The organism is Bathymodiolus japonicus methanotrophic gill symbiont (assembly GCF_019721995.1).
Classification (GTDB): domain Bacteria; phylum Pseudomonadota; class Gammaproteobacteria; order Methylococcales; family Methylomonadaceae; genus Methyloprofundus.
In genome coordinates this window covers 16,139-33,012 of sequence record NZ_BLYC01000001.1, presented here as the reverse complement: position 1 = coordinate 33,012, position 16,874 = coordinate 16,139, and the positions used below count along the sequence as shown (strand labels likewise).

Below are 16,874 nucleotides of genomic sequence, written 5' to 3'. Positions count from 1 at the left end.
CAGATACTTTATTGTTAATAGCATATTTTAATAACCAAGTATTCCAGTGCAGCACCTATAATATATTTGATCGATAGAATTATTTGCTACATAAATGATTTTAATCATTTATTCATCTATCCAAAATAGGTGCTGCACTAGTATACTATAGCCAAAATTAACCAAGCCTAATACCATGACCGCAACAGAAAACGTACACGAACACGAAATTAATAAATTTGGCGCACAAGCTGAGCGCTGGTGGGATAGAAATGGCGAGTTCAAAACTCTGCATGACATTAATCCGCTACGTATTAGTTTCATCCAGAAATTTATCAGCCTGCAAGATCAGCGCATTGTAGATGTGGGTTGTGGCGGCGGCATCCTGACTGAAGGACTTGCAAAAAAAGGCGCGGATATGCTCGGCATTGACTTAAGTGAAGAGCTGATTGATATCGCCGACTTACACGGACTGGAATCAGGTGTTAAGGCGCAGTATAAAAAAATCAGCGCAGAAGCTTTAGCCGATGCCGAGAGCGAAAGCTTTGATCATGTAGTTTGCATGGAAATGCTGGAACATGTACCCGAGCCTGGTTCAGTTATCGCGGCCTGTGCAAAAATTGCAAAACCTGGCGGCTATGTTTTTTTCTCTACACTCAACCGCAAGCCTAAAGCCTATTTACTCGCTATTGTTGCTGCCGAGCATATTTTAAAAATGTTGCCTGCCGGAACACACGATTACAAAACCTTTATCAAACCTTCTGAACTAAGTCAGTCTGCACGTAATGCCGGACTTGAACTACAAGGCATCATTGGTATTCACTACAATCCCTTAACTAAAAATTTCAGCCTCAGTGATGATATAGACATCAATTATATAGCGGCTTACAAGCGCCCCGAATAAAATCATGCACAGCGCGTTTGGCTTATCCTGTGTACTATTCGATTTAGACGGCACACTACTTAATACTGCCACGGATCTAACCACTGCCTTGAATAAGGCACTGGCGCATTTCAATTACCCGGAAGTGCCTGCAGACAGCATTACGCCTTATATTTCCTATGGCGCAGCGGCGATGATTGAACGGGCACTGGAACAAGATGTTAGCGATGTCATTAAAGCCGATATTCTCGTATGGTTGCTTGATTATTATGAAAATCATATTGCAGATTTCACCCAAATGTATAACGGTATGCCTGAATTATTAATGACTCTAGAAGCTGAAAACATTCCCTGGGGAGTGATTACCAATAAACGCGAACGTATGACTCACCCCTTAATGCAGGCTCTGGATTTGACCCGACGCTCTGCTTGTATCATTTGCGGTGATACCACTGCATATAGCAAACCACACCCGGAACCGATGCTCACGGCTTGCCGTCAGATTCAGGTTATTCCGGAGGAATGTCTTTATATAGGCGATGCGCAGCACGATATTACTGCTGGAAAAGCGGCTAACATGAAAACCCTGGCGGCAACCTGGGGTTATTTAAAACCTGGTGACAAACCACAGGACTGGGGAGCTGATGCCTGGATCCATCACCCGAATCAAATTTTAGACTGGATAAGCAATCAAAGCCATGCATTTAACTAAGCAAATTATTCTCATTACAGGTGTAGGCGGAGGCCTAGGTAGCACAGCAGCACTGGCACTGGCAAAGCAAGGTGCAACTATTATTCTGCTGGATAAAAGTATCCCCAAGTTAGAAAAAATCTATGATGCAATTATCCAGGCTGACGCCCCTACCCCGGCAATCTACCCGTTTGACTTAGCCGGCGCGACAGAAGTGCAATACCATGAACTTGCAGAGACCATAGAAAATAAATATGGCCGTTTAGATGGCCTGCTACATTCTGCAACAGAGCTGGATGCTTTTACGCCTATGTCCATACACGGCACGATGGCTTGGGGTCATACCATCAATGTTAACCTGAATGCAGTTTTTTTATTAACCCAGGTGCTATTGCCCTTATTGCAAAAAGCAGAACATGCCTCCATTGTAGTAACTAGCGACTCCTTTGTCCGTGAAGCAAGAGCTTATACAGGTGCCTACGGGGTATCTAAAATTGCGGTTGAGAGCTATGCGAAAATTCTAGCTGATGAACTTAGTGAAGCAGGAAAAGTTCGAGTTAATATTTTAGTCCCGGGGCCGGTAAATTCCCCACTTAGAAAAAAGGCTTTTCCTGGCGAAGACAAGCATAAACTACCTGAAATGCAGGAAATAAGCCCGGCGTACCTTTATTTATTCGGCAGCCAAAGCATAGGCACAACTGGCCAGACCGTGGACGCACGAACTTTTAAATTATAGTAGATACAATCATGCCTGAAAGAGAAACAATTACCCTGACACGCGATGTCAATGTAGTCCTGATCCCGGATGGAAACCACGGTACCCTGAGCAAAGGCAAAGAAGTGACCATACATCAGGATCTGGGCAATAACTACACGGTAGTAACTGACCACGGCCATATGGTACGCATTTCCAGTGCCGATGCCGATGCCCTGGGAAAAGAGCCACACGAATTACATACATTAGTTTCCGAAACGGACGCTACTGCAGTAGAAAAAAACTGCTGGGAAGTGATGAAAACGGTGTATGACCCTGAAATTCCTGTGAATATCGTAGATCTGGGTTTAGTCTATAATTGTAACGTCGAATCAACAAGTAAAGACCTTAACAGCGTGCATGTCATGATGACACTGACCGCACCAGGCTGTGGTATGGGACCGGTAATTCAGAGTGATGTAGAAAAGGCCATCCGCGCCTTACCCGGAGTTGACTCAGTAGAGGTTGAAATCGTCCTGGATCCACCTTGGTCGCGCGATATGATGTCCGAAGTGGCACAAGTGCAATTAGGGCTTTTTTAACCTCCCCCCGAATACTCAATGTAGGGCGTGGCTTTAGCCCGCGATTTTAACGTAGCGTTTGAATAATGGCGGGCTAAAGCCACGCCCTACTGATAAAAGAAATTTCACATACGGAATACAACACAAACTCTGATTTTGTTTGCCTATAACAGGAACCCCCATGAAGCATCTCGCATTCATACTAACACTATTTTTATCTAACCTTATTCCTAATACAGTCTCGGCTGCTGACTTAAGCCGTAGCGAAGTCATACAACTGCTAAAAAATGCCAGCAAGGCAAAACCAGCCAACTTGAGACGCAACGATTTAAAAGGCGTAGACCTGTCTAAACTTGACTTCCGCAATGCCGATTTATGGGGAGCAGATTTACGCGGTGCCGATTTAAGCCAGAGTAACCTGTCCGACCTAGTCTTGGATTTAACTGTAATGACCGGAATCAATCTATCCGGTGCTGACCTATCTAGAGTCAGTATTTTTGGTGTCAGCATGATGCGCTCTAACTTAAGCAATGTGAATTTCAGTGATAGCCGCGTGATTGCCAATCTGGATAATTCAAATATGAGCAATGCAAACCTCGCAAATGTACGCTGGGGCGCTGATATGAAAAACCAGCCTATGGGACTAATGCGCGTTAGCCTGAATAAAGTTAACTTAACTAATGCGAATCTACAAAATGCTGACTTAGGTCGTGCCACCTTGCGCTTTGCAAATCTGACCGATGCCAATTTAAGCAATGCCATATTAATATCAGCGGAATTGGGCGCTGCTAATTTCACCGATGCCAATGTCAGTCACGTTGACTTTACAGCGGCAAAATTAGCTGATTCTAACTTCACCAATGCCACACTAACCGGAGCCAATTTTCATAAAATCCAGGGCCTGGATAGTGCGCGTGGATTGAAAAATAATAAAACAAAAAGCGCGAGCATGTTTGATTAATATTGACACAAAAAAAACTATTCGTATTACAAATTCCGTCCCCAATTACTAAACTAGCTCAAAGTAAAGAAACAAACACCGCTAATCACAAAGGCCAGCATAATATTCAACAGCAAGCCTTCGCGTGCCATATCTTTGATCTGAAATTTATTAGTACCGTAAACAATTGCATTAGGCGCCGTGGCAACCGGCATCATAAAAGCGCAACTAGCACTGATTGCAGCTGGCATCATCAATAGCTGCGGGTCAATACCAGCTGCCCCTCCCGCAGTCGCCAATATAGGCATTAATAAAGTCGCTGTTGCGCTATTACTGGTAAACTCGGTTAAAAAAGTAACCAGTAGACAGACTGATAAAATCAATACAAAAACCGGCAGTACCGACAAACCAGTCAACATAGCGCCTATTTTGTCACTTAATCCTGAAGCCATAAAAGATTTCGCAATCGCGATACCGCCGGCAAATAATAACAACATTCCCCAGGGAATATCACTGGCGGTCTGCCAATCTAGCAAAGTGCCTTGTTTTTCGCCGCTGGGAATCAGGAACATTAATACCACTCCGCATATGGCAATGGAGCTATCACCGACTCCCTCTAGCCCTAGCCACTTACTCCAAAGCATTCGTGTTACCCACGCCAATGCAACCAGGCCAAAAACACATAACACTCTTTTTTCAGCAGGTCGCCATGCGCCTACTTCAGGCAATACAAAGCATTGGTTTACCGAGACCTTACGCGTTAACCAAAATGCCACCAATGGAATACCAATCAGAACCACAGGCACCCCGGTTTGCATCCAGCTAAGAAAATCCATCTCTTTGCCCGTAGTTTCCTGATAAATGCTGATAAAGATGATATTTGGCGGAGTGCCAATCGGCGTACCTACTCCGCCCAGACTCGCGGCATAGGCAATACCCAGCAATAAGGCAATTTCCATTGTCTTATCATCAATTCCCTGCAACACAGCTAAGGCAATGGGTAACAGAATAAGAGTCGCTGCCGTATTGGAGATCCACATACTTAAAAAAGCGGCCGCCAACATAAACCCGATCACTACACGCCGCCCACTATTAATGCCTACAAGCCTGACCATATAAATCGCCAATCGACGATGCACACCACTTTTTTCCAGCGACCTGGATAACATAAAGCCGCCCATTAACAATAAAACGATATGGCTACCGAGTGCAGATGAAACCTCTTTGTGCGTCAATACTCCTGCAAAGGGAAATAATGCAAATGGAATCAGCGAGGCTGCAGGTATGGGAATCGCCTCTGTAACCCAGAATATAACTGTCAATAAAGTAATTGCTGCCGTCCATGCCAATTCATGTGACTGGGCAAAAAAATGGCTCAGGCCAAAACCTGTTAGTAGTGCTATTAAGAATGCACTGCTTATTATTAGTTGTTTTTTGTTCATAATTTTCCTGCTACCTCTGGCAAACTATACAGAGAGTATGACTTAAATGAAAAATACTGGATCATAAAAGATGCTAATCAAGGTACAACTTCAACCAGTTTAATGTTTAGTGGGAGGGGGCGCATGAATACTAGGCGCAAAATCAGTGCTAGATGATCTCTAAATATAAGGCGCTAGTTGAGTCGATTTTACTGCTTACAAAGCAAAAAAACGCCTGTTACCGGACCGTAACAAGCGTTATAAAAAATAAACAGATCACGAGGAGAAATCTTGTTTATTGGTACTACTAAGGGTTACTACATGAAAAACTATTTACTTAAGTGTAGATGAGCAGTCTGGTGAACATTGCTTAGAATAGCAGTCGCCGCAAAAACAGTGGCCGATATAATAAACGCACCAGAAAAAAAGCTTAAAAGACCTGTAATAAATAATAGCCCTGCTAAAATATCTTTTTGTAAATCAGTCATTGCTTACACTCCTGTCTCATTAAGTATTTAATAGCTACTATACAGCTATATAAGAAAATATCAATATAGCGATTTATTCTCAAATTGTTTCCAATAAAGAAACAATACCCTAATATCCATAAAACATGCATCTTATATGCCTATAAGGTAGATAAGAAAACGTCCGATGATCTGACTAAAATTCTCGTCTATAGCTTAGGAACGTACACGGAATAACTTCAACAACCTGCATGTCTTTATGCCCGTCTTCTGCGTTGTAGAAATAGTTGCGTTACCAGCTATGCGCCTGTTTCCACACCTTGAAAACGAACATAAATCCTGCGCCAGCATAGCGGGTGCGCCAAACTTATTCCGTGCGCGTTCTTTACTTATGGGATAATACCCTGTTTTACGGATTTTCTTAGCGTAATGTTTACTTACTGGTTGTTGCATCATGTTAGTACATCTTAGGACTTTAGGTTGTCGTCTCAACGAAGCCGAACTGGAAAGCTGGGCTCAAGCATTTCAGAATGCGGGACATAAAATCACCCGCGAACAAAATAAAGCGCAACTGATTATTGTCAATTCCTGTGCCGTTACGCAAGATGCTGTGCGTAAATCCCGTCAGCTTATACGCCGGATTCATAGAAATAACCCCAATGCCAAAATAGTTGTCAGTGGCTGTTATGCCACCCTGGAAGCGGATGAAGCTGCAGAACTACTAGGGGTCGATTTAATTGTCAGTAATCAGGATAAAGGCCGTCTAGTTGAACTTGCTATCGCTGAACTGGATATACCCAGCATGCCCGTAATGTCTACAGAACCCGCTGAAATTTCATTATTTAGCAGAGGCAGGCAACGTGCATTTATTAAAATACAAGATGGCTGCCGCTACCGATGCACCTTTTGCATCGTTACTGTTGCTCGCGGGGACGAAAGAAGTACGTCTATTGAGCAGATTGTAAGAGATATTAATAACTTTGTTGCACAAGGGGTTAAAGAGGTTATCTTAACTGGGGTTCATTTAGGTGGTTACGGTTCTGATATCGATCATAATCTAGCCGATTTAATTCAGGCCATTCTGGATCAAACCACTGTTCCCCGCTTACGTTTAGGCTCACTAGAGCCTTGGGATCTGCCTGAAAATTTCTTTGCTTTATTTAGCAACCCACGGTTAATGCCGCATCTTCACCTGCCGCTGCAAAGTGGTTCTGACAGCGTTTTAAAGCGCATGGCCAGGCGCTGTAAAACAGCAGAATTCCAACTGATAGTGCAACAAGCGCGCGCAAAAGTACCAAATATCAATATCACCACCGATATTATTGTCGGCTTTCCCGGCGAAACAGCACAGGAATGGCAGGAAAGTTTTGACTTTATTAAACAGATCGGCTTTGGGAATATCCATATTTTTACCTATTCCACGCGGAGAGGAACAAAAGCGGCTACCTTGCCAGACCCAGTACAACAGACGATCAAAAAACAGCGCAGTCAGCAGTTACACCAACTAGCAGAACAAATGAAGAAGAACTTTCTGATACAAAACCTGGGTGGATCTCAGGATATTTTATGGGAAGGTCAAAAGGAAGAAATCGATGCCACGAAACACAAAGTGTTTGGCTACACCCCTAATTACCTACGAGTGGCAACTATTATTGATAATAGCGAAATTTTAGAGAACACAATTAGCCCGGCTATATCGAGAGAAATTACTGATAATACCCTGATTACTGAGTTAATTTAAAATATCGTGTATTATGTTTATAGATGTTTTCACCATTAAGATAATGAAGAGTAAGACTAAATTGTTTTAAACAAAATCTTAAAAATACAAGCATACCTTCAAGTCCTTTATGGTGAGATCTTTTTACATCAGCCTTTATTGCTGTTCAGTTATAGGCTGAACCTGTTCCAGCCCCGGACATTGATACACAAAACCCTGCATGGTCTGATTCGTCATAGCCTTGGTTAAGTCTTTATTTTTATTAAACTGCTGCTGAATATAAACGGCATTACCACCCATCTTATACGCCTTATTTTTCATTAAATTAGCGGTACTTCTATAGATTTTGGCATCCGTCATAAAATCACCTGATACCATCCCGCCATCCGATGCTGAAGTCTGGCCAATAAATCGGCACTGACCTTCTTTAGGCTCTATATAAATTAACTGCACAATTTCAGCCTCTTTTTTTAAAGGAGTCACACAGCTGATCATCAAAACACTTAAAACAGGAATTAAAAAATCCAGGCGCGCCATGCTACCTCACGAAATTCCGGGACTCCTGTCGCCGTAATTCGTTCACCTACGCAGCGAATAGGAGATGCTCCAGCCGCCCTGCGTCCGCCACAGACTGAGCACAAAGCAGCTCAGTCATGGCTACCACAAATGGCTCTACGGCTATTCGGGATAAAATTTTAGCCTCCCTCGCGCGCTATCGCGCACTTCGGATTGGCAAATTTCCCTGCGCCTTCTGGAGACTATCAGCCCGTCCGGGGCTGACAGCGGGGGAGTCGCTATTTTTGCGAAAGCTTGTTTTGGGCATCCCAGCCCAAGCAAGCAGCAAAAACTTAACGCGACCACTTATGCCTCCGGCGGCCCCGATTCGTCCTCGTCACCTCGTCCCGACCCAACAAGGGGTCGGAACATAGGCTCCAAATGACTTGACGCCGTGTCGGATGGCCTTTTATTTTGTCTCCACCTTCGCTAACGCTCAGACTCCGACAAAATAACGGCCCTACGGCTATCGCGGACTAAAAATCATCACTTCGCTTAGGCTCCGTTTCCCTGATTTTCAGCGATAGTTTTTAAAGTCATGGATCTAACCCTACCAGATTAGAATTTTCTATAAAAGTCCGCTCAATATATCAGGGACATTATCACTGGGCGATCAATACATTACCGCCACCCAGCTCTAGCTTTATTAAGCAAGGCAATGGGTCGCAAAACCCCTGATTAAACATAAAGCGCCCGATGCTTTGCTTATCTTCATTGCTGAAACTAATCGCGATATCTTTATAACTGAAGTTTCCCAATTATTGAGTAGCTGAAATACACAATGCTGGTGTATCGAGGTTTATTTTAGGTGGTTTTGCCATGTTTATAGCAAACCCCTACTTAATTCCCCTTAGGCAATAGCATTTGAAACGAATGAAAAGACTGTTTTTTTCATCAGGCGCGCCATGCTACCTCACGAAATTCCGGGACTCCTGTCGCCATAATTCGCTCACCTACGCAGCGGATGGGAGATGCCCTGAACGCCCTGCGTCCGCAACGACTACGCACAAAAGCCGCTTCGTCATTACTACCTCACTGGCTGGACGGCTATTCGGAATGCAATTCTTGCTCCTCTCGCGTGCTGCTAGCACACGTCGAATCAGCGAATTGCCCTGTCGCCTATCAGGGACTAAAAATCACCACTTCGCTAAGCTCCGTTTCCATGATTTTCAGCGATAGTTGTAGCATAGTTTCAATTTTACCATAAATAATTATTGGGAAACTTCAGTTTATAACTAAGTATGTATTTTATTGCGTTTAAAGTAATTGTTAAAGTTTTCGGCTAATGCCCTAGCCGCCCGGTCGCACACGGCAGCGGTATGCATTCTGCCTTTAAGGGCTAACTCGGTCGATGCCTGCAATTTGAGTTTATGGCTTAGCTCTTGCTGATCAGGGCCAAATGCCTGCACTTGTTCACTGACTCTGACACTCGAAAATTCAAACGCTACAGGCGCGCCATGCTACCTCACGAAATTCCGGGACTCCTGTCGCCGTAATTCGTTCACCTACGCAGCGAATAGGAGATGCTCCAGCCGCCCTGCGTCCGCCACAGACTGAGCACAAAGCAGCTCAGTCATGGCTACCACAAATGGCTCTACGGCTATTCGGGATAAAATTTTAGCCTCCCTCGCGCGCTATCGCGCACTTCGGATTGGCAAATTTCCCTGCGCCTTCTGGAGACTATCAGCCCGTCCGGGGCTGACAGCGGGGGAGTCGCTATTTTTGCGAAAGCTTGTTTTGGGCATCTCAGCCCAAGCAAGCAGCAAAAACTTAACGCGACCACTTATGCCTCCGGCGGCCCCGATTCGTCCTCGTCACCTCGTCCCGACCCAACAAGGGGTCGGAACATAGGCTCCAAATGACTTGACGCCGTGTCGGATGGCCTTTTATTTTGTCTCCACCTTCGCTAACGCTCAGACTCCGACAAAACAACGGCCCTACGGCTATCGCGGACTAAAAATCTTCACTTCGCTAAAGCTCCGTTTCCAGGATTTTCAGCGGAAGCTGGGCTGCCTCAAGAATTTTTAGCTATTCTTAAAAGCTTAAAAAATGAGAAATATCCAACACAGAAGCTTTTTATGGAAGCGATATATTCTATTGCCGACAACGTCTTAATCGAGAGTTATAAGCCAATGATATTACAACACGCTGAAACATCTGGGCGTTTTAATGGTGAAAGCTATGTTGAGTTTTTAACACAATTGCTGGCTTATTATAAAGGCAAGATTATTCTAATTGAAGATGGTGCCCCGTATCATGGAAGCGGTGTTATTAAGGAATTTAAGTTAGCTAATGTAGATCGTTTGACAGTAGAACGTCTCCCTGCGTTCTCGCCGGATTTTAATCCGATTGAGAAATTATGGAAAAATACGAAACGCGATTCGACTCATATGAAGTATTTTAAAACTTTTGAAGATCTTCATGATTCAGTTGTGCAAACTTTTAACACTTATATGTATGATGCCAGTAAAGTGATTTGTGTTATGCAAAAATTGCGGGAAGATTTCGTTGTTACCGCCTAAGTTTAAGCGCTCCAAATTTGGAAATTATTTATCTGAGAAACTATATTGGGGAGTCGCTATTTTTGCGAAAGCTTGTTTTGGGCATCCCAGCCCAAGCAAGCAGCAAAAACTTAACGCGACCACTTATGCCTCCGGCGGCCCCGATTCGTCCTCGTCACCTCGTCCCGACCCAACAAGGGGTCGGAACATAGGCTCCAAATGACTTGACGCCGTGTCGGATGGCCTTTTATTTTGTCTCCACCTTCGCTAACGCTCAGACTCCGAAAAAACAACGGCCCTACGGCTATCGCGGACTAAAAATCTTCACTTCGCTAAAGCTCCGTTTCCAGGATTTTCAGCGGCTGAGATTATCTTAATTTAATAGCTTCTTCAGATTGTTTTTATGGCGCTATAGCAATTGGCATGGTAGCTACCTAGTTCGAGGATACACCCAGTCAGGTCAGCGAACTAACTGGCCTGAAGTCGGTTATTTCTGTAGCAATAATTGAAACAAGTGGCAGCCTAAAGGCGTAATAGTGGCGATAGAGTACAGAGACTACGTTTAGATTCTCAATCGACTTCCAGCACCGCCTTGATAGTGACCTTTTCCTATTATTGTGTAGCATAAAATCAGGTAACAGAGTTCACTAATACGCACTTGCTTTCTCTAAGCATCTAAGTTAAAAACTTCAAAAAAAATCTGCTCTTGAGGTTATAATACCGCTTTGAAAATAATAATAAACTGCAAGATTTTGCACATAAGACATAAAGGCCCAGGCAATGCTTGAAATTGAATATGAATTCGGTGACCGAGATTTAGTTCATTACAATGAGTTACAGATTGATCAATCGGAAAATTTACAAAAAAAATTAAAAAGAAACCGCTTGGTTTTTCCTGGAATACTGGCACTCTTTGGCCTGTTTCTGTGGGTCTATTATAGTGATTATCGTACCGCCATTTATATCGTCACTATCTCTGTTTGCTGGGCTGTGGTTATTCCGCAAATCATTATTTTAAGCTTTCGCAAGCAAGTACTAAAGAGCTATACGAAAAAAGAAAAAGCAGCGATGTTCGGGCATTATACTTTAAGAATTGACCCGAAAGCTTTAGCGGAAAAATCTCCCAGTGGTAAAAATAAAATGCCCTGGAACACCATCTTGCGCATAGAGCATATTCGGGATTATATCCATATCGTACTGGATAACGGTGCAGCACTGGTTATTCCTATTGAAAAAGTGACCTCAGGCAATGTAAAGGATTTCACTCGCCAAGTGAAAAAAATGATCGACCTATACGGATAAACACCCCTACCATACCTCCTACAGGAGCTAGCTGTTTTTTGACCTGGCTCCTGACTTTTCTCCCCACCTGCAAACTCTGGGCGAAAACTATTACTGTGCTGCTATAAAAGTCCCTCACGCTTTTGTATATAATGCCTGCAGGCATCAACACAGTCTGGTTTATTGCTAAATGGCCCACTAATCATCTCAATCGTAAAAAACCACCAGCCTCGTTGATTAACAAAATATCGATCTTGTGGCTTAAACACGGGATTATGTTGTTGCTTCATTTTTACCATACTTTTTATGCTAAATTTTAAAAATATTTCCTTACGTCGTGGCACTCGTGTCTTATTTGCCAATACCTCGTTTACTTTGCACAAAGGCCAAAAAGTCGGCATTACCGGCGCAAATGGCGTAGGAAAATCCAGTTTTTTTGCTTTGATACGCAACGAACTACACCCCGATGCGGGGGATTTTACCATGCCTCCACAACTAGAAGTTGCCCATGTTGCACAGGAAACACCGGCTGTAGATCAGGCCGCCATTGAATATATTATTGATGGCGATCAGGAATTACGTAAAATACAACAAGCAATCAACACAGCAGAACAAAATAATGATGGCATCAAACAGGCTGATTTATTAAGCAAAATGGATATTATCGGTGGTTACACAGCCACTGCAAGAGCCGCTCGCTTAATGAATGGCCTTGGCTTTAAACAGCCACAGGAACAACTGAGTGTTAGTTCATTTTCCGGTGGCTGGCGCATGCGCTTAAACCTTGCCCAGGCACTGATGTGCCGTTCAGATGTACTCTTGCTCGATGAACCTACTAACCATTTAGACCTGGATGCGGTCATCTGGTTACAGGAGTGGCTGTGTCGATATCCGGGCACCTTGTTACTGATTTCTCATGACCGTGAATTTCTGGACACTATCACCGGTCATATTGTGCATATAGAAAATCAGGTAGGGATTATCTACACAGGGAACTACACGGCTTTTGAAAAAATTCGTGCCGAAAAACTTGCATTACAACAATCGTCATACGAAAAGCAGCAGCGCGAGATTGCGCATATCCAGAGCTTTATCACCCGCTTTCGCGCCCAGGCTACCAAGGCAAAACAGGCGCAGAGCAGGATAAAATCATTACAGCGCATGGAGCTCATTGCCCAGGCGCATGTAGACTCACCTTTTCACTTCAGCTTTCCAGCGCTTGAAAAGCTTCCCAATCCTATGCTTAAACTGGAAAACGTGAGTATAGGATATGGCGATAGCAATATTTTAAATAATATAGATTTATTTATTTCACCGGGCGACCAGATTGGCTTATTAGGGCCTAACGGTGCAGGTAAATCAACATTAATCAAAGTCCTGGCCGGCGAACTTGGCATTAACGCCGGAGAGATCCAGTTTGCCGATACTTTAAAATTAGGCTATTTCGCCCAGCATCAGCTAGAACAATTACATCTTGACGAAAGCCCGTTATGGCATCTACAAAAAATTAACCCCAAGGCAACGGAAAAAGAATTAAGGAATTTCCTGGGCGGCTTTAATTTTAAGGATGATAAAACTTTCGATCCTATCGCTCCATTTTCAGGAGGCGAGAAAGCACGCCTGGTACTCGCCATGCTAGTTTACCAGAATCCAAATTTATTATTACTGGATGAGCCAACCAACCACCTCGACCTGGAAATGCGCCATGCGCTCAGTATTGCATTACAGGATTATCAGGGTGCGATTATTATCGTTTCGCATGACAGACATATGCTCCGCTCGGTTACTGATCAGCTATACCTGGTTGCCAATGGCACAGCCTCCCCCTTTGATGGCGACCTTGATGATTACCGCCTGTGGCTTAATGAGCAAAAATTACTCGCTAACGAAAATCCTTGTGACAATAACGATACACCCAGTATTAATAAGAAAGAACAACGTAAATTAGATGCCGAGCGACGAAAAAAATTAAAGCCTTTATACGATGCACTAAAAAAAGCAGATAGAACGCTTGAAAAGTACCATCAACAACAAAAGGAGCTCGAAGGTCAGTTAGCTGATACTAGTTTATACGATGCTGCGAATAAAGCGCGCTTAAAGCAAGTACTTCAAGAAAAGTCACAGGTTGACATAGCTCTGGAAGAGGCCGAGATCGAATGGATGGAAATTAGTGAGCAACTTGAGGCAAAAGAAAGCTAACCATACATTCCCTTAGCATGAAAAGTATTTTTAGCTGATGTTTTATCTGCCACAAATTCTACACATGTCGCTATTGTGCAAGTTGCAGACTAATCGCTTGAGCCCGCTGAAACTGTCTCGTTGCAACCTGCTTGCCTGGCAATTGCCATGTAATGGGAGTGATGCCTTTACTGACTAGGTATTCATTGCTTCGGGAAAATGGCTGATGTCCGAAAAAACCTCGATATGCCGATAATGGCGATGGGTGCGGAGCGTTTATTACCAGGTGCTTACTGGTGTTAATAAAGTTCCCTTTTTTTTGCGCGTAACTCCCCCAAAGTATAAAAACTATCTGCTCAGCATGTTCATTGAGCTGTGTAATAATTTTATCAGTAAACTGCTCCCAGCCTTTTCCCTGATGCGATGCGGCCTGGTTTTTCTCTACACTCAGCACACTGTTTAATAACAGCACTCCCTGCATCGCCCAACTAACCAGGCAACCATGTTCAGGGATAGCTACCGACAAATCAGTGCTTAGTTCTTTATATATATTAATCAACGAGGGTGGAACTGGAATTTCAGGGGCAACTGAAAAACACAAGCCATGTGCCTGACCGGGGCCATGATAGGGATCCTGCCCTAGAATAACGACTTTGACATCAGCAAACGGCGTTAAATTCAAGGCTCCAAAGAAATTACTGGCTCTGGGATAAATGATTTTACCCTGTTGTTTTGCATCTTTTAAAAATTCACCTAGAGCCTGCATATATTCCTTGGTAAATTCATCCTGCAATACTTCTTTCCAGGAGGCTTCCATTTTTAGCTGACTGGTACTTTTTGTATTTATGCTGCTCATTACAATCCCGAGCTCCTAATATTATCAATATGTTGCGCATAAAAAAGCGGGCTAATAACCGCTTTTTTAATACCCACGTCAAATAAGCCACTTAAAAGGCAGCGCACTCTCTCAAGTGTTACATTTCCTGATGGCCTTGCGTACTCGCATTCGCATTTAATTGAGCATCATTACTTTGAGTGCCAGCAGCTGTCTCAGTTTCATGCTCAGTTGCCTGCGGCTCTTCTGGTTCATCTTCATCAGGCTCATCTACCGGGGAATCAATTTTTTCACCCGCTAGTAACTTTTCTATCTGGAACTTATCAATGGTTTCCCATTCCATCAGAGCATGCGCCATATTATGCAGGATATCTATTTTATCATTTAGAATATCTTCAGCACGCTTATAATTTCTATCGATAACTATGCGGATTTCATCATCGATAACTTGAGCCATCTGTTCAGACATAGGCTTACTCTGCGAGCCCATATAGCCCTCATTATCACCATAGTCCATAGGCCCCAGTTTGTCTGACAAGCCCCATTTAGTCACCATATTTCTTGCTAACTGGGTTGCCCGCTCAATATCATTTGAGGCTCCAGTAGTCACTTTGTTTTTACCGTAAATAATAGCCTCGGCTATACGCCCACCAAATAATCCGGAAATCTGACTTTCCAGTTTATCTTTACTGGCACTATATTGATCGCGCTCAGGCAGGAACATGGTAATACCTAAAGCACCACCACGCGGCATAATACTCACCTTATATACGGGATCATGCTCAGGTACATTCTGCCCTACGATTGCATGTCCTGCCTCGTGATAAGCCGTCATTAACAAGTCTTCCTTGCGCATAACCATGGAGCGCTTCTCCGCACCCATCAGTAATTTATCGCGCGCACGATCCAGGTCATCCATCGTGACTACCCGCTTGTTATTACGTGCAGCTAGCAAAGCGCCTTCATTGACCAGGTTAGCTAATTCAGCACCTGAAAAACCCGGTGTACCACGTGCCAAGTCCTTGATATTGGAATCTTTATCCAATGGGACTTTTTTGCCATGAACTTTCAAAATTTGCTCTCTACCTTTAATATCAGGTAACCCTACATGCACTTCTCGATCAAAACGCCCGGGTCTTAATAAAGCCTTGTCCAATACATCAGAGCGGTTGGTTGCAGCAATAACGATAATCCCTTCATTATCACTGAAGCCATCCATTTCTACCAGTAACTGGTTTAAGGTCTGCTCACGCTCATCATTCCCGCCACCACCTGGCCCTGAGCCACCACGTTGCCGCCCTACTGCATCGATTTCATCGATAAAGATAATACACGGAGCGCGTTTCTTTGCCTGTTCAAACATATCACGCACACGAGACGCCCCGACACCGACAAACATTTCTACAAAATCAGAGCCTGAAATAGAGAAAAAAGGCACGCTAGCTTCACCTGCAATAGCCCGCGCTAAAAGAGTTTTACCAGTTCCTGGCGGACCGACTAATAAAACTCCATGCGGTATCTTGCCGCCGACAAATTCATATTTAGATGGGTCTTTAAGGAAATCGACCATTTCCATCACATCTTCTTTAGCTTCTTCCACGCCAGCAACATCAGAAAATCCGACTTTAACCTCATCTTCTTCTAATAATTTTGCCCGACTTTTGCCCATACCCATCTGGCCGCCGCCACCTGCTCCGCCCCCTTGCTGTTTACGGAAAAAATAGACCCAGACCGCAATTAATAACAACATAGGCGCCCAGGAAATAAAAATCTGCATGAGCATAGATTGCTTTTCAGGCGTTGCTACTCTGATTTTTACTCCATAGCTGATCAGGTCATCGATTAGATGATCATCACCAGGATTATAAGTAATAAAGCGCTCTCCACTACGCAGCTTACCTTTAATAGTTTCACCGCTGATAGTCACTTCAGATACAGATCCATTGCGTATATCATCGATAAAATCTGAATATAAAACCGTATAGTTTTTTGCATAATCAGGCTGCATTCTGCCCATCATGGTAAAAAACATAGTACCGATCACAACAAACATTGCGACCCTCATAAGAATTTTAATCATTTTATTTCTCTGTTATTTTGCCTGTTATATTTATTCTTAGATTTTTCTGTATTTTGCCTGCCTCTTAA

The 16,874-nt window shown here is 43.5% G+C and carries 23 protein-coding genes; 16 read left to right on the top strand and 7 right to left on the bottom strand.

Annotated features, from left to right (window positions below; genetic code table 11):
• Positions 1-175 precede the first annotated feature (175 nt).
• The 5 genes from ubiG to K6984_RS00165 all read left to right on the top strand — a co-directional run bounded on the left by ubiG (position 176) and on the right by K6984_RS00165 (position 3,789).
• Entirely contained in the window at positions 176-883 is a 708-nt protein-coding gene (gene ubiG, locus K6984_RS00185; RefSeq protein WP_221893638.1) for a bifunctional 2-polyprenyl-6-hydroxyphenol methylase/3-demethylubiquinol 3-O-methyltransferase UbiG, read from the top strand.
• Positions 884-887: 4 nt separating this feature from the next.
• Positions 888-1,574: an HAD family hydrolase gene (locus K6984_RS00180; RefSeq protein WP_221893637.1), complete on the top strand. Its 687-nt coding sequence runs from the start codon at positions 888-890 to the stop codon at positions 1,572-1,574.
• The gene (locus tag K6984_RS00175; RefSeq protein WP_221893636.1) at positions 1,561-2,289 is read left to right on the top strand and encodes an SDR family NAD(P)-dependent oxidoreductase; all 729 of its coding nucleotides are present in this window, start codon (positions 1,561-1,563) and stop codon (positions 2,287-2,289) included. The genes K6984_RS00180 and K6984_RS00175 overlap by 14 nt, the downstream gene beginning before the upstream one ends.
• Positions 2,290-2,300: 11 nt before the next feature.
• Positions 2,301-2,849 (top strand): putative Fe-S cluster assembly protein SufT, encoded by a 549-nt coding sequence (sufT, locus tag K6984_RS00170; RefSeq protein ID WP_221893635.1) that lies wholly within the window; start codon positions 2,301-2,303, stop codon positions 2,847-2,849.
• Positions 2,850-2,988: 139 nt separating this feature from the next.
• Entirely contained in the window at positions 2,989-3,789 is an 801-nt protein-coding gene (locus tag K6984_RS00165; RefSeq protein WP_230987778.1) for a pentapeptide repeat-containing protein, read from the top strand.
• Positions 3,790-3,842: 53 nt separating this feature from the next.
• Here the strand turns inward: K6984_RS00165 and K6984_RS00160 are convergent, their stop codons facing one another.
• The gene (locus K6984_RS00160) at positions 3,843-5,210 is read right to left on the bottom strand and encodes an SLC13 family permease (protein WP_221893634.1); all 1,368 of its coding nucleotides are present in this window, start codon (positions 5,208-5,210) and stop codon (positions 3,843-3,845) included.
• Positions 5,211-5,555: 345 nt separating this feature from the next.
• On the opposite strand from K6984_RS00160, the gene K6984_RS00155 reads away from it, so the two are divergent.
• Positions 5,556-5,708 (top strand): hypothetical protein, encoded by a 153-nt coding sequence (locus K6984_RS00155; protein ID WP_221893633.1) that lies wholly within the window; start codon positions 5,556-5,558, stop codon positions 5,706-5,708.
• Positions 5,709-6,110: 402 nt separating this feature from the next.
• On the top strand, positions 6,111-7,397 hold the full coding sequence (gene mtaB / locus K6984_RS00150) for a tRNA (N(6)-L-threonylcarbamoyladenosine(37)-C(2))-methylthiotransferase MtaB (protein ID WP_221893632.1): 1,287 nt from the start codon (positions 6,111-6,113) through the stop codon (positions 7,395-7,397).
• A gap of 135 nt (positions 7,398-7,532) precedes the next feature.
• Here mtaB and K6984_RS00145 read toward each other — a convergent pair whose 3' ends face one another.
• Positions 7,533-7,913 carry a DUF4156 domain-containing protein gene (locus K6984_RS00145; RefSeq protein WP_221893631.1) on the bottom strand — a complete coding sequence of 127 codons (381 nt, stop codon included), beginning with the start codon at positions 7,911-7,913 and terminating at the stop codon, positions 7,533-7,535.
• The gene (locus K6984_RS31990; protein WP_263458599.1) at positions 7,892-8,017 is read right to left on the bottom strand and encodes a hypothetical protein; all 126 of its coding nucleotides are present in this window, start codon (positions 8,015-8,017) and stop codon (positions 7,892-7,894) included. The genes K6984_RS00145 and K6984_RS31990 overlap by 22 nt, the downstream gene beginning before the upstream one ends.
• A gap of 12 nt (positions 8,018-8,029) precedes the next feature.
• Here K6984_RS31990 and K6984_RS00140 point away from each other — a divergent pair, with 12 nt between their 5' ends.
• Entirely contained in the window at positions 8,030-8,305 is a 276-nt protein-coding gene (locus K6984_RS00140; protein ID WP_221893630.1) for a hypothetical protein, read from the top strand.
• 228 nt (positions 8,306-8,533) lie between these two features.
• On the opposite strand, the gene K6984_RS00135 is transcribed toward K6984_RS00140, so the two are convergent.
• Entirely contained in the window at positions 8,534-8,689 is a 156-nt protein-coding gene (locus tag K6984_RS00135; RefSeq protein ID WP_221893629.1) for a hypothetical protein, read from the bottom strand.
• Between the two features lie 206 nt (positions 8,690-8,895).
• Here K6984_RS00135 and K6984_RS00130 point away from each other — a divergent pair, with 206 nt between their 5' ends.
• The gene (locus tag K6984_RS00130) at positions 8,896-9,138 is read left to right on the top strand and encodes a hypothetical protein (RefSeq protein WP_221893628.1); all 243 of its coding nucleotides are present in this window, start codon (positions 8,896-8,898) and stop codon (positions 9,136-9,138) included.
• 230 nt (positions 9,139-9,368) lie between these two features.
• Here the strand turns inward: K6984_RS00130 and K6984_RS31985 are convergent, their stop codons facing one another.
• Positions 9,369-9,494, bottom strand: a complete 126-nt coding sequence (locus K6984_RS31985; protein WP_263458598.1) for a hypothetical protein — start codon at positions 9,492-9,494, stop codon at positions 9,369-9,371.
• A 12-nt stretch (positions 9,495-9,506) separates the two neighbouring features.
• Here K6984_RS31985 and K6984_RS00125 point away from each other — a divergent pair, with 12 nt between their 5' ends.
• The 7 genes from K6984_RS00125 to K6984_RS00100 all read left to right on the top strand — a co-directional run bounded on the left by K6984_RS00125 (position 9,507) and on the right by K6984_RS00100 (position 13,912).
• A complete protein-coding gene (locus K6984_RS00125; protein WP_221893627.1) occupies positions 9,507-9,782 on the top strand; it encodes a hypothetical protein in 276 nt (91 codons plus the stop codon).
• A gap of 27 nt (positions 9,783-9,809) precedes the next feature.
• Positions 9,810-9,959 carry a hypothetical protein gene (locus tag K6984_RS00120; protein ID WP_221893626.1) on the top strand — a complete coding sequence of 50 codons (150 nt, stop codon included), beginning with the start codon at positions 9,810-9,812 and terminating at the stop codon, positions 9,957-9,959.
• A 50-nt stretch (positions 9,960-10,009) separates the two neighbouring features.
• Complete coding sequence (locus tag K6984_RS00115) at positions 10,010-10,453, top strand: transposase (protein ID WP_221893625.1); 444 nt, start codon at positions 10,010-10,012, stop codon at positions 10,451-10,453.
• Between the two features lie 62 nt (positions 10,454-10,515).
• Positions 10,516-10,644, top strand: coding sequence for a hypothetical protein (locus K6984_RS31980; protein WP_263458596.1), 129 nt, complete (start codon positions 10,516-10,518; stop codon positions 10,642-10,644).
• Between the two features lie 27 nt (positions 10,645-10,671).
• A complete protein-coding gene (locus K6984_RS00110) occupies positions 10,672-10,809 on the top strand; it encodes a hypothetical protein (protein ID WP_221893624.1) in 138 nt (45 codons plus the stop codon).
• A gap of 403 nt (positions 10,810-11,212) precedes the next feature.
• The gene (locus K6984_RS00105) at positions 11,213-11,734 is read left to right on the top strand and encodes a YcxB family protein (RefSeq protein WP_221893623.1); all 522 of its coding nucleotides are present in this window, start codon (positions 11,213-11,215) and stop codon (positions 11,732-11,734) included.
• A gap of 285 nt (positions 11,735-12,019) precedes the next feature.
• On the top strand, positions 12,020-13,912 hold the full coding sequence (locus K6984_RS00100) for an ATP-binding cassette domain-containing protein (protein ID WP_221893622.1): 1,893 nt from the start codon (positions 12,020-12,022) through the stop codon (positions 13,910-13,912).
• A gap of 70 nt (positions 13,913-13,982) precedes the next feature.
• Here the strand turns inward: K6984_RS00100 and ung are convergent, their stop codons facing one another.
• A complete protein-coding gene (ung, locus tag K6984_RS00095) occupies positions 13,983-14,747 on the bottom strand; it encodes a uracil-DNA glycosylase (RefSeq protein ID WP_221893621.1) in 765 nt (254 codons plus the stop codon).
• Between the two features lie 118 nt (positions 14,748-14,865).
• Positions 14,866-16,806: an ATP-dependent zinc metalloprotease FtsH gene (gene ftsH / locus K6984_RS00090; RefSeq protein ID WP_221893620.1), complete on the bottom strand. Its 1,941-nt coding sequence runs from the start codon at positions 16,804-16,806 to the stop codon at positions 14,866-14,868.
• Between the last annotated feature and the right edge of the window lie 68 nt (positions 16,807-16,874).